Source organism: Pseudomonas sp. Mn2068 (genome assembly GCF_049319725.1).
Taxonomy (GTDB): domain Bacteria; phylum Pseudomonadota; class Gammaproteobacteria; order Pseudomonadales; family Pseudomonadaceae; genus Aquipseudomonas; species Aquipseudomonas gingeri.
Map to the genome: position 1 here is coordinate 730,092 of NZ_JBMOUG010000001.1, position 12,371 is coordinate 742,462.

At 63.2% G+C, this 12,371-nt stretch carries 10 protein-coding genes; all 10 read right to left on the minus strand.

Annotated elements, in window-relative coordinates; translation table 11 throughout:
- Positions 1 to 11: 11 nt before the first annotated feature.
- Positions 12 to 950 (minus strand): sugar ABC transporter substrate-binding protein, encoded by a 939-nt coding sequence (locus tag ACL9RJ_RS03105; protein ID WP_422764870.1) that lies wholly within the window; start codon positions 948 to 950, stop codon positions 12 to 14.
- A gap of 70 nt (positions 951 to 1,020) precedes the next feature.
- A complete protein-coding gene (locus ACL9RJ_RS03110) occupies positions 1,021 to 1,203 on the minus strand; it encodes a hypothetical protein (protein WP_017127305.1) in 183 nt (60 codons plus the stop codon).
- Positions 1,204 to 1,430: 227 nt separating this feature from the next.
- On the minus strand, positions 1,431 to 3,137 hold the full coding sequence (locus tag ACL9RJ_RS03115; RefSeq protein WP_177082312.1) for an AMP-binding protein: 1,707 nt from the start codon (positions 3,135 to 3,137) through the stop codon (positions 1,431 to 1,433).
- Positions 3,138 to 3,160: 23 nt separating this feature from the next.
- The gene (locus ACL9RJ_RS03120) at positions 3,161 to 4,459 is read right to left on the minus strand and encodes an acetyl-CoA C-acetyltransferase (protein WP_177131134.1); all 1,299 of its coding nucleotides are present in this window, start codon (positions 4,457 to 4,459) and stop codon (positions 3,161 to 3,163) included.
- On the minus strand, positions 4,456 to 5,364 hold the full coding sequence (locus tag ACL9RJ_RS03125; protein ID WP_422764872.1) for a MaoC family dehydratase: 909 nt from the start codon (positions 5,362 to 5,364) through the stop codon (positions 4,456 to 4,458). Before ACL9RJ_RS03125 ends, ACL9RJ_RS03120 begins: the two co-directional genes overlap by 4 nt.
- 3 nt (positions 5,365 to 5,367) lie before the next feature.
- Positions 5,368 to 6,720, minus strand: coding sequence for a 3-oxoacyl-ACP reductase (locus ACL9RJ_RS03130; RefSeq protein ID WP_017127309.1), 1,353 nt, complete (start codon positions 6,718 to 6,720; stop codon positions 5,368 to 5,370).
- A gap of 30 nt (positions 6,721 to 6,750) precedes the next feature.
- Positions 6,751 to 9,300, minus strand: a complete 2,550-nt coding sequence (locus ACL9RJ_RS03135) for an acyl-CoA dehydrogenase (protein ID WP_422764873.1) — start codon at positions 9,298 to 9,300, stop codon at positions 6,751 to 6,753.
- A gap of 317 nt (positions 9,301 to 9,617) precedes the next feature.
- Entirely contained in the window at positions 9,618 to 11,075 is a 1,458-nt protein-coding gene (locus ACL9RJ_RS03140; RefSeq protein ID WP_017127311.1) for an outer membrane protein transport protein, read from the minus strand.
- A 122-nt stretch (positions 11,076 to 11,197) separates the two neighbouring features.
- Positions 11,198 to 11,722 (minus strand): alkane oxidation protein activator PraB, encoded by a 525-nt coding sequence (gene praB, locus ACL9RJ_RS03145; protein ID WP_017127312.1) that lies wholly within the window; start codon positions 11,720 to 11,722, stop codon positions 11,198 to 11,200.
- A 143-nt stretch (positions 11,723 to 11,865) separates the two neighbouring features.
- Entirely contained in the window at positions 11,866 to 12,357 is a 492-nt protein-coding gene (praA, locus tag ACL9RJ_RS03150) for an alkane oxidation protein activator PraA (RefSeq protein WP_017127313.1), read from the minus strand.
- Between the last annotated feature and the right edge of the window lie 14 nt (positions 12,358 to 12,371).

The window sequence follows — 12,371 nt, forward strand, 5'->3', positions numbered from 1 at the left end:
TGAAGCGCAGCCTATTTGAAATCCTTGACGTTCTGCGGGGTGATCAACTTGTACGGCACCCAGACCGCGGCTTCGACCGGCTCCTTCTTGATCATCTTCACCGCGGTGCCGATGGAACCATCGGCCTGGCCCTTGGCATCCTGGAATACCGAGACGGTCATATCGCCTTTCTCCACGGCCCGCAAGCCATCCGGCGTGCCATCGACCCCGGCGATCAGCACACTGCCCTTCTTCACCCCGGCCTGGTTCAACGCCATGGACGCGCCGATGGCCATTTCATCGTTGTTGGCGACCACCGCATCGAACTTGCGGCCCTGGGTCAGCCAGTCATTGGTCAGGGTCATGCCCTTGTCGCGCAACCAGGTGCCGGTCTGCTCCTGGTCGATCTTGATGTTCGGGTACTTGGCCAGGACCTCCTTGACGCCCTTGGTGCGGTTGGTGGTGGAGTTGTTGGCCAGGTCGCCCAGCAGGATCACGATATCGCCCTTGCCGCCCAGCTTGTCGGCCAGGTACTGCATCTGCATCTGGCCGGCCTCGAGGTCGTTGGAAGCGACGGTGACCACGCCCTTGGGCAGGTTCAGGTCATCGGGACGGCGGTTGACGTAGACCAGCGGGATACCGGCCTTGACCGCGGCCTCGGTGATTTTCTTCGTGGCGGCGGTATCCACCGGGTTGACGACAATGGCGTCGACCTTCTGGCTGATGAAGCTTTCCACCTGGCTCAACTGCTTGACCACGTCGCTGCGGGCGTCTTCGAACTGCAACTTGACGCCATCGGGCATCGACTTGGCCTTCTTGTCCATGTTCTCGCGCAGGTAGGTCAGCCAGGTGTCGTCGAACTGCGACATGCTGACACCGATCTTCAGGTCGGCCATGGCCGCGCCACTGGCGAACATCAGGGGCAATGACAGCGAGAGCGCCAGCGAAGCGAAACGGATCTTGGTGTTCATGAATATTCTGTCTCCACAATTCTTGTTGGTTTTATGGGCGAAGCCTTTCAGAGCACTCTATTGCAGGGCATCAGGCCGCCGGCAGGCGCACGATCGGCGCACCGCCGATGCAGCACACGACGACGCCCTTGCGTTCAACGCACAGCAGCTTGAAGATCGAGAGAAGGAAAACGGGAATGCGGGCGCGAGGCAGGTCGCGTTGCGGGTGAAGCGATGCACGTGAAACACGGAGCGCAGGAGTGAAGGTTTTCATCGACGGCACCTGTTGTTTTTGTTGGTCCGTGCGCGCTGTATTCAAGGAACCGAATCGTCGCGGCACGGTAAGTCGGCAACCTGGAAACGACTTTATTGGAAAATAATTTCCATATCAACAGATTTTAGAATTATTTATTCTGCAAGAGCCGGGAGGGATAAACGAAAAAACAAAGGCGCCGGTCCAGGGCGCCTTGATCAAGAACGAGGGACTGTGCGAAAACCTGCCTACTCCCGCAAGGCCCGGCGCAATACCTTGCCCACGGTGGTCTTGGGCAGTTCCTCGACGCGGAACTCGACAATCCTCGGCACCTTGTACCCGGTCAGGTACTCCCGGCAATGCGCCAGCAGCTGCATCTCCGTCAGCCCCGGATCCTTGCGCACGACAAAGATCTTCACCCGCTCCCCGGTCACCTGGTCCGGCACGCCGATCGCCGCCACTTCCGCCACGCCGGGATGCAGCGCCACCACATCCTCGATCTCGTTCGGGTAAACGTTGAAACCGGACACCAGGATCATGTCCTTCTTGCGATCCACCAGGCGGATAAACCCCTGCTCGTTCATTACCCCGATATCCCCGGTCGACAACCAGCCCGCGGCATCCAGCACCTTCGCGGTCTCTTCCGGGCGCTTCCAGTAGCCTTTCATGACCTGCGGCCCGCGCACCTGCAACTCGCCCTCCTCGCCGATTGCCGCCAGCGAACCGTCCTCACGGGCGAACCGCACCCAGGTCGAAGGCAGCGGTACGCCGATGGTCCCGCTGAAATCGCCCTCGCGCATGCGCTTGATATCGATGGGGCTGATGCTCACCACTGGTGAGCACTCCGTCAGCCCGTAGCCCTCGATGATCGGCACCCCGGTCACTTCCTTCCAGCGCCGCGCCACCGCCGTATGGGTGGCCATCCCGCCGGCGATCGCCAGCTTCAGGTCGGAAAAGTCCCGCCCACGGAATGCCTCGTTTTCCAGCAGCCCGTTGAACAAGGTGTTGACCCCGACGATCCCGCTGAACTTCTCCTTGCGCAGGATCATCTGCACGCGCTTCACGTCCCGCGGGTTGGCGATCAGGATATTGCGCCCGCCCAGGCACATGAACATCAGGCAGTTCACCGTCAGCGACAGCACGTGGTACAGCGGCAACAGGGTCACGTTGGTTTCCTGCTGGTTCTCGTCCAGCTGGTCGCCCACCCAGGCCTTGGCCTGCATCAGGTTGGCGAGGATGTTGCGGTGGGTCAGCATCGCCCCCTTGGCATCGCCCGTGGTGCCGCCGGTGTATTGCAGGAAGGCGATATCGTCGTGGGCCAGCGCGACATCCCTGGCCTTCAGGTTCCTCGCCTGTTTCATCATCGCCGGGAAACGGATCGAGCCCGGCAGGTGGAAGCGCGGCACCTGCTTCTGCACATGACGCAAGACGAAATTCAGCGCCGCGCCCTTGAGTGTCCCCACCAGGTCGCCGATCGCCGCCACCACGATGTTCTTCAGCGCGCTGCCCGCCATGGCCTGTTCCAGGGTATGGGCAAAGTTCTCGAAGATGACCACGGTCTCGGCACCGCTGTCCTTGAGCAAGTGCTTGAGTTCATGGGCGGTGTACAGCGGGTTGACGTTGACCACCACCGCGCCGACCAGCAGGGTACCGAACAGGCAGATCGGGTATTGCAGGCAGTTGGGCATCATCAGCGCCACGCGGTCGCCCTTCTGCACACCCCGCGATTGCAGCCAGCCGGCAAAGGCAAAGACCTGTCGCTCCCACTCGTCATAGCCCATTTCGGTGCCGATACTGACGTAGGCCACCCGTTGGCGGTACTTCTCCACGTGTTCGAGAAACACCTCGCGCAGCGACGGGTAGCGGTCGATCTCGGCCTCGACATCCGCCGGCACGCCGGGATGGTAGGCGCTCAACCAGACACGTTCGATGGCAGGCAGGCTCGCGACACTCATGGCAGTCTCTCCTTGTTGTTGTTTTATTTTTCGACAATGGCGGTCACGCCCAACCCGCCGGCGGCACACACGGAAATCAGCCCGCGGCCCCCGCCCTTTTCGGCGATGGCCTTGGCCAGGCTGGCCAGCAGCCGTGCGCCAGTGGCGGCGAATGGATGCCCGCAACCCAGCGAGCCGCCATTGACATTGAGCCTGTTGCGCTCGATGGTCCCCAGCGGCGCGTCCAGCCCGAGGCGCTCGCGGCAATAGTCCGGGTCTTCCCAGGCCTTGAGCGTGCACAGCACCTGCGCGGCAAAGGCCTCGTGGATTTCATAGAAATCGAAGTCCTGCAGGCCCAGCCCTTCGCGGGCCAGCATCCTGGGCACGGCGTAGGCCGGCGCCATCAGCAGCCCTTCGCTGCCATCGACAAAATTCACCGCCGCCGTTTCACCGGTGCGCAGATAGGCCAGCACCGGCAGATTGTGCGCCGCCGCCCATTCCTCGCTGGCCAGCAGCACCACCGAGGCGCCATCGGTCAACGGTGTCGAGTTGCCGGCGGTCAGGGTGCCATTGCGCCGGTCATACGCTGGCCCCAGCCCCGCCAGCTTTTCCAGGCTGGCATCGGCCCGCAGGTTGTTGTCGCGCCGGAGTCCGCGATAGGGAGTGATGAGGTCGTCGAAAAAACCGCGCTGGTAGGCCGCGTGCAACAACTGGTGACTGTTGAGGGCCAGTTCATCCTGGGCCAGACGCCTGATCTGCCAGCGCTTGGCCATTTCCTCGCAGTGCTCGCCCATGGACAAGCCCGTGCGCGGTTCGCCATTGCGTGGCAGCAGTGGCTTGAAGAACATGGAAGGACGCACGCCGAGCAGGCTGCGCAGCTTGCCCGCGACGCCCTTGTGGCGATTGGCCTCGAGGAGGATCCGACGCAGCGACTCGTTGATCCCGATGGGCGCGTCCGAGGTGGTGTCGGCGCCCCCGGCGATCCCTACTTCGATCTGCCCCAGGGCAATCTTGTTGGCCACCAGCAGCGCCGCTTCGAGGCCGGTGCCACAGGCCTGCTGGATGTCATAGGCAGGCGTCTGCGGCGACAAGGTGGTGGACAGCAGGGTCTCGCGGGCCAGGTTGAAGTCGCGTGAATGCTTGATCACCGCACCGGCGGCGAACTCCCCCAGGCGCTGGTCATGCAGGCCATAGCGGTCCACCAGGCCCTGCAGGGCGGCCACCAGCAGGTCCTGGTTGCTGTCATGGGCGTAGACCGTATTGGAGCGGGCGAAGGGAATGCGGTTTCCGCCAAGAATGGCCACCCGGCGTACCGGGGCCGGATTGAAGCTGTACTCACTCATGAACAGGTTCCTTCGGTTCGAGCGCCGTGGATCAGCACGCCGCGCATATGCGGCTTGTCCCCCGCCGCCGTGCGCACTTCGAATGTGTGGCGGGCACCCGCGGCTGGCGCCTGCCACAGGCTCGCACTGCCGGGCAGGAAAATCGGCAGCTTGAACTCGCAATCGAGCTCCGCCGCCGCCAGTGCGTAGGGTGGCTGCTGTGCCGCCAGGGCCCGGCCCAGGGTCCACATGCCATGGGCAATCGGTCGTTTGAAACCAAACAGGCGCGCCCCCGGCCAGGACGTATGGATCGGGTTGTGATCCCCCGAGACCCGCGCGAACCGTCGCCCCAGGTCCGCCGGCAAGGACCAGCGCTGGGTACGCAGCAGCGCCGGTTCGAGCAGCTCCGGCGTGCCTTGCCAGGGCTCGCCGACCGGTGCGGCCACCCCACGGCGCAGATACAGGCTCTCGCTTTCCCAGACCAGGCTGCCGCCGCCATGGGCCTGGGTCACGATCAGCAGCGCCTGGCCCTTGGGATGCGCCACCCAACGTTCACAGTGCACCTGCAGGCGCAAGGCCTGGCCCTCTTCCAGCCGGCGGTATTGGCGGATCCGGTTGGCCAGGTGCACCATGCCGCTGGCCGGCCAGGGAAAGGCCGGGCTGGTCAGCAACAACAGGTGCAGGGGAAACGCCAGGGTATGCACGAACGACAGCGGCACCCCGTGCTCACGGCGAAAGCCACAGGCCCGGGCATAACGCTCGATGTCCGCAGCCCGCAGTTCCACCGCGGGACGCACCAGCCGCTCCGTCGGCAAGCGTGGCAGTGCCTCGGCCTTGGGCTTGCGCAAGCTGCGCAGCCCACGCCACAGAAGCCGGGTGGTGGAAGGCGGCGGCTCGATGATACGAATAGTCGAATCCGGGTTCATCGCTCAGGCCCCCAACAGACTTTGCCCGCAGACACGGACCACCTGGGCGTTGATCCCCCCGGACGCCGGATGGGCCAGCCAGGCGATGGTCTGTGCCACGTCCTCGGCCTGCCCGCCCTGGGCCAGCGAATTCATCCGCCGGCCCGCCTCGCGAATCAGCAAGGGGATCTTCGCGGTCATCTGGGTTTCGATAAACCCCGGCGCCACGCCGTTGACCGTTACCTGCTGGCGCGCCGCCAACGGCGCCAGGCTCTGCACCAGGCCGATGACCCCGGCCTTGGACGTCGCATAGTTGCTTTGTCCCAGGTTGCCGGCGATCCCGGAAATCGACGAGACGCAGACGATCCGCCCGCCGGGATTGAGCCCCTGGCCTTCGAGCAACGCCGTGCTCAGCCGCAACGGCGCCTCCAGGTTGACCGCCATGACCTTGCGCCAGGCGGCTTCGGTCATCTTGGCCAGGGTCTTGTCCTGGGTGATGCCGGCGTTATGCACGACGATATCGAACGCACCCTGCTCGCCGACAAAGGCCAGCAAGCGCTCGGCGGCCTGGGGTGCGGTGATATCCAGCGGCAGTGCACTGCCCTGAAGCGAACCGGCGACTTGCTGCAACTCGGCTTCCACCGCGGGGATATCCAGGCAGATCACCTCGGCCCCGTCGGCGGCCAGTACCTGGGCGATGGCCAGGCCGATGCCACGGCAGGCGCCGGTGACCAGCGCCCGGCGCCCCGTCAGCGGCCGATCCCAGTCGATGGCCCTGGGCACATCCACCGGCTCGACAATCCGCACCACCTGCCCGGAGACATAAGCGGAGCGCCGTGACAGGAAGAAGCGCAGGCTGCTGTCCATTTCCGTTTCGGCACCGGGCTCCACGTACAGCAACTGGGCCGTGATCGCCCGCCGCAGTTCCTTGCCGAGGGAGCGCACAAAGCCCTCCAGCGCCCGCTGGGCCACGGCCTGGGCCAGCTCCTTGCAGTGTTCCGGCGCGGTTCCCAGCACCAGCACCCGCCCGTGGTGGCTCAGGCGCCGTACGTTGGCATGGAAGAACCGGTACAACTCGTCCAGTTGCGCGATATCGGCGAGACCGCTGGCATCGAACACCAGGCCCTGGACCTTGACCGTGGACGGCGCATCGATACTCGCCGCCGCGGCCACCACGGTCTCGGTGGCGGCGAAGATCCGCTGCAACTCGCCGAGCAGCCGCCCCTGGGGCGCGGCAGCCAGCACCAGCGGATTGAGGCTGTTGCCCGCCTGCCCCTGACGGTAGCGCTGCAGCGGCAGTGGTTGCGGCAAGCCGACCGACTGGGCCAGGCGTCGGCCCCAGGATGAATTGACAAAGGAAAGGTAACCGTCAGACATGAAAGAATTCCGCTAGAGGCCAGAGAAGGATCAATACGCACTGTCGTCGGCGACAACGGTGTCCACGCTGACTGGCGGACGCCGCCTGGTCGCGGGCTTGCCGGCTTGGTCGAGGTGCGCGTGGCGCCGCTGCAAGGCTTCCAGCAGGCCGAAGTCCTGCGGAAAATCGTCGACCTGGATCGCGTGGTCGCCGTACTCGACATAACGCCCGAGCAACTGGTCCTCTTCCGCGCTGATCAATTGCAGCTCCAGGGCCTTGGCCCGCCAGGCCACAAAGGCTTCGCGGGAAATCGGCAGCGGCGCGATCTCGCCCTGGCGGATCGCCGGCTTGAGCCGCGCCTCGATCAGCTCCACTTGCGGCAGCAGCCGGAACGCCAGCTCGCCATAGGCCAGCTTGTCGATGTCCGGGTGCGGGATATAGGAGTCGGCCAGCAGCCGGTCGCGGGTTGCGCCGGGGACCTGGACCAGGTCGGCGACTTCCCCGAGCAGGCGGTCGGACGGCTTGCGCAACGCGATGCCAAAGGGAAAGCCCAGGCCCCGAATCACCCGCGCGGCGACTTTCGACGGGTAGTTGTCGAGGACTTCGTCGAGAGCTTCATGGGCCCGCAGCAAGGCGTCCTGGGCCGCCCAGTGCACCAGCGGCAGATCCGCCTGGGGACGCCCGTCATCTTCGAAACGCTTGAGCACGCAGGACAGGATATACAGTTGCGAGAGGATGTCGCCGAGCCGACCGGTGATGCTTTCCTTGCGTTTCAGGGCACCGCCGAGCACGCCCATGGAAATGTCGGAAGCCAGGGCCAGCACCACCGACAGCCGGTTGATCTGCCGGTAGTAGGACGCCAGGGCCTTGTCGGTGCCGACGGGAGCCTTGAGCAGGCGTCCGCCGGTCAGGCCATGCACCGCCGCGCGCACGGTGTTGGCCACGACAAAGCCGATATGTCCGAACATCGCCCTGTCGAAGGCTTCCAGTCCGGCGCGCCCAGGCTCGCGCGCGGCTTCCATTTCGCGGAACACATAGGGATGGCAACGAATCAGTCCCTGCCCGAAGATGATCAGGCAGCGGGTCATGATATTCGCCCCTTCCACGGTGATGGCGATCGGGCTTTGCTGATAGGCCCGCGCGAGGAAATTGTTCGGACCCATGCAGATGCCCTTGCCGGCGACGATATCCATGCCGTCGTTGACCACCGCCCGAGCCCGCTCGGTGACATGGTACTTGGCGATGGCCGAGATCACCGAGGGCTTTTCCCCGGCGTCCAGGGACGCCACGGAAACCTTGCGCACCGCATCACAGGCATAGAGGTGCCCGGCCATGCGGGCCAGGGGCGCCTGGACGCCTTCGAACTTGCCGATGGGCAGGCCGAACTGCTTGCGCATCGCCGCATAGGCCGTGGTGCCGCGCACGGCGACCTTGGCCAGGCCGACGTTGGCCGATGGCAACGAGATCGCCCGTCCGGCCGCCAGGCACTCCATCAGCATGCGCCAGCCGTTGCCGACCTGGTCGCGCCCGCCGATTACCCAGTCCAGGGGGATGAACACATCCTTGCCCTGGGTCGGGCCGTTCTGGAACACCGCGTTGAGCGGCCAGTGCCGGCGTCCGGTCTGCACGCCTTCATGGCGGGTGGGAATCAAGGCACAGGTGATGCCCAGGCTGCCCTTGCGGCCCAGCAGGCCCTCGGGGTCTTCGGCGCGGAACGCCAGGCCGAGCACGGTGGCGATCGGGCCCAGGGTGATATAGCGCTTGTCCCAGGTGACGCGGAACCCCAGCACTTCCTCGCCTTCGAACAGCCCCTTGCAGACCACGCCGACATCGGGAATGGCCCCGGCGTCGGAGCCGGCATAAGGGCTGGTCAGGGCGAAACAGGGAATGTCCTCGCCCCGCGCCAGGCGCGGCAGGTAGTGCTCGCGCTGGGCCTCGGTGCCGTAGTGCAGCAAGAGTTCGGCCGGCCCCAGGGAGTTGGGCACCATCACCGAAATCGCCGCGGCCGAGCAGCGGGTCGACAGCTTCATCACCACCTGGGAATGGGCATAGTGGGAGAACCCCTTGCCGCCGTATTGCCGGGGAATGATCATGCCGAGGAAACCGGCCTCCCGGGTGTATTGCCAGGCCTGGGGCGACAGGTCCTGCCAGACCTGGGTGGTTTCCCAGTCGTTGGCCATGTCGCAGAGGGTTTCGACTTCGTTATCGAGGAACGCCTGTTCCTCCTGGCTCAGGCTGGCCGGAGCGGCCTGCAACAGACGCTCCCAGCGCGGCTTGCCGCTGAACAGTTCGGCATCCCACCAGACGGTGCCCGACTCGATGGCCGCGCGCTCGGTGTCGGACATCGCCGGCATGATCCGACGGAACAGCACCAGGGCCCTGCGGGTCAGCAAGGATCGGCGCAAGGGCTTGATGGCCAGGAGCAACGCCGGCAACAGCACCAGGATCGCAATCACCAGCGACCCCTGCGGCCCGACCACGTTGAACAGATAACCGCCCGCCAGCCACACCAACCCGGCTCCGAGCCACAAGCTCGCCGGAGACTGTCGATACGCAAGGACCAATGCCCCTGCAACTGCAATCAATAACCAGGAAATCATGCGCACACCCCTTGTGTAATACGAGACAAACCGCCGATGCCGCTTATGCCCGACATCCTTGATCAGCCGCCCGAAGCGGCTCGCAGGCTTTACCTTACAAAGAATAGAGACGTTTTAAAATTATTTTTTAAATTAATATTTATCAAAAACACAAAACGAAAAAACCGACCCGGTCGGTTCTTGGAAGGCAGGAAATCGGGAGTCGCGGGTACTACGACGACAATGTCGAGAAAGGCGGCTCCGGACGGACTTCAGCCCCCGGCCCTCTCCACATCGTCGTCGTACACAGCACCTTGTCGTTGCGTTGAAGACGCGGATCAGAACTTGTAGGTTGCCGACACGCTGACCACATCACCGGAGGCTTCTGCGTCTCCATCCAGGCGTCCACCGCCAAGACGAGGCTGGTTCTGCGTCTTGACATTGACCTTTTCCACGAACTGATGAGAGTACGCGGCATCAACGCTCAAGCCAGGAATGGCTTTTACGTCGTAGCCGGCACCCAATGCCAGAAAGTAGCGATCACCATCTGGAATCCTCGGATCGCGGGTGGTGTTGCGGGTCGGCGTCTGGTCATAGGCAACCCCCGAACGCAGCGTCCACTGATCGGTCAACTTGTAGTCGCCGCCCAGCGAGAACATCCAGGCATCACGATAGTTGTAGGGAATGGAAACAATGACATTGCCGTTGGATTTCAGCGTCAGATCCTTGAACGAAGACCACTGGGTCCACATGGCACTGGCGCCCAGGGTGAAGCGATCGTTGAACTGATGGACCCAATCGAATGCGGCTGTTGCCGGAATATCCAGTTGGGTGCTGGCTTTCGCTCCATCCGGGAACAGCTTGAGACCCGGATAAGCCTGCTCAGGCAAGGTGACGTTGCCACCAAAGGGGCTTGGCTGAGTCATTGCCAGATAGGAAAATGCGTCGGATCGGATGTTGTAGTCACCCGTCATCTTGTTTTTGATCTTGGCGTGATAATTCAGGCCAAGGGAGTCACGGTCCGTGGGTTTCCAGACAATCCCCGTAAACCAGCCCGCCGACACGTTATCGACCTTTACCCGCATCAATGCTTCACCGATGCCCGATGGCAGGTTGGCACCCGCGAACGTCGGCGAGCCCGACACGGACGCTGCGGCCAGCAAGTCGATATTCTGGCTCACAAAACCCTGGCTGCGCTGCACGATAACGCCGCCACCGATGGAGAAGTCATCCCTGACCTTGAACGACAGGGAGCCGGTCAAGCCAACGGTTTCAATCTTGGTATCCACGGCGAAGTCACGCAGTTTCGAGTCTTCATTCCAGGTAGTACGCATCCCCTGGGGAACAACCTGGCTCAAACCAAAGGCGAACCGATCGCCAATTGGAATGACCATGAAGCCCGTGGGCACCCAGGCGGTAAAACCACCCTGCCCGCCATCATCGGTCACGAGGTTGCGCACACCGGGGTCAAAACTGCCGTCAGCGGCAACCGGCGTATGGGTAACTTCATTACCCTGATAGTCGTAGGCCTTGCCGCTGTATTTGATCTTGATCCGTGCGTAGTCCACGGTCATTTGTGCAACAGAATGGTCAACGAAGGCCATGGCTGCCGGGTTGTTGTAAGCCGAACTCGGGTCGTTCTTGAACAACGAGCCACCGCCAAATGCGCGCCCCCAACCGGGTGCGCCGAATGTCGGAGTCGAGAAGCCGCCAGCCTGAACCGGTCCCGTCACCATCAGGCCGCCCAGCAATGCGAGCCCGATGAAGGCCTGCACCTGTTGTTTCTTATTATTCATGCCCCACTCCTTATTATTATCTGCTGCTATCGGCACTGCCGATCCGCCTTGTTGCAACAGGCGCCTCTTTCGAGGCGCTTGTCTTGCTACGGGGTGATCAACCCTTTACGGAGAGACTGCTATCAAGGTGTAACGGTGATGCTGCCGGCAGTGACACTCAGAGCGTCGACATAGCAGTTCTGATCGCCGGTACCAGTGGTGTGGCCAGTGAGCGTCTGACCGGCAGTGGCCAGTGACAACACGTGACTCGTGGCGTTCCAGTTCAGGCTGAGAGGGCTCGGGCCACACTGAGTCGCTGGATACAGGAAGGTTTTGGCGATGTTGTAACCCACATTGGTCACCGACGCAGTCGTACCGCTGGTGGCGGTCAGGGTCCAAGGCAGACCGGTCAGAACCGGCACGCCGCACAGGCCACCACCGGTCAGGCTTGCTCCGGTAATACTGGCGACGCCGCCGGTGACCGTACCGGTGAAGGTGATGCCGCAGGTAATCGCACCACCAAAGGACGATGGCGACCGAACGGTGATGGACCCCGCCGTGGTAGAGAACGGGCCATCCGGATTGATAGTTGAAGCAGTTGCCATGGATGCAGCGCCCAAGCAAGCAGCGATGGCAGTTACAGACACGAGAGTTTTGATGCCTTTCATTGTTGTTTTTCCTCACATGTATGGCGATTCATTTCGCCGGGGTTAATGGCCTTTTGAGACGACACGGAGTACCTCAACTGCGACCGAGCTTCCCTTTCCAGCCAAACTTTCATGATTCCTTGTCCTGCTTGAACAGCCGCGACTCAGGGCACGACCCGGAAGGTCGGCGGCATCTGGATCGAAACCGTCTTGATGGTGCAGCCACCGTCCAGCGCGACATTGGCCGCCTGGAGTTTCCCGGTGCTGTTGCTCCAGGTGCCTTCGGCCGTGGTCGGCCCGCAATCGCCGCCCACCAGGGGCGCGTGCACCGTGACCTGGATGCCCGACATCGCCCCGCTGGTTTCATCCTTGGCGATCAGCTTCCAGGGCAGATGAGTGGCCTCGACCTGACCACACTTCAGGCCGCCGTCGAATCCCACCTTCTCGACACTGACATAGCTGCCGTCGGCGCTGATCCGGCCACTGACCTCGATAGTGCAATCGGCATTGATGATGCTCTTGGCAAAACTGATGGGGCCCTTGGCGGTGAACTCGCTATTGGCCGGTTCGATACGCGCCGCGGCAAACGCCGGCGCCACCTGGGACAAACCCAGGAGCGCGGCAACTATCCGAACGGTTAACAGAACTTTCTGCATGGTTGACGTCCTTC

Excerpts from the sequence above, each read along its gene's own strand:
- ACL9RJ_RS03105 (WP_422764870.1), bottom strand. The coding sequence starts at position 950 with ATGAACACCAAGATCCGTTTCGCTTCGCTGGCGCTCTCGCTGTCATTG.
- ACL9RJ_RS03110 (WP_017127305.1), bottom strand. The coding sequence starts at position 1,203 with ATGAAAACCTTCACTCCTGCGCTCCGTGTTTCACGTGCATCGCTTCAC.
- ACL9RJ_RS03115 (WP_177082312.1), bottom strand. The coding sequence starts at position 3,137 with ATGAGTGTCGCGAGCCTGCCTGCCATCGAACGTGTCTGGTTGAGCGCC.
- ACL9RJ_RS03120 (WP_177131134.1), bottom strand. The coding sequence starts at position 4,459 with ATGAGTGAGTACAGCTTCAATCCGGCCCCGGTACGCCGGGTGGCCATT.
- ACL9RJ_RS03125 (WP_422764872.1), bottom strand. The coding sequence starts at position 5,364 with ATGAACCCGGATTCGACTATTCGTATCATCGAGCCGCCGCCTTCCACC.
- ACL9RJ_RS03130 (WP_017127309.1), bottom strand. The coding sequence starts at position 6,720 with ATGTCTGACGGTTACCTTTCCTTTGTCAATTCATCCTGGGGCCGACGC.
- ACL9RJ_RS03135 (WP_422764873.1), bottom strand. The coding sequence starts at position 9,300 with ATGATTTCCTGGTTATTGATTGCAGTTGCAGGGGCATTGGTCCTTGCG.
- ACL9RJ_RS03140 (WP_017127311.1), bottom strand. The coding sequence starts at position 11,075 with ATGAATAATAAGAAACAACAGGTGCAGGCCTTCATCGGGCTCGCATTG.
- praB (WP_017127312.1), bottom strand. The coding sequence starts at position 11,722 with ATGAAAGGCATCAAAACTCTCGTGTCTGTAACTGCCATCGCTGCTTGC.
- praA (WP_017127313.1), bottom strand. The coding sequence starts at position 12,357 with ATGCAGAAAGTTCTGTTAACCGTTCGGATAGTTGCCGCGCTCCTGGGT.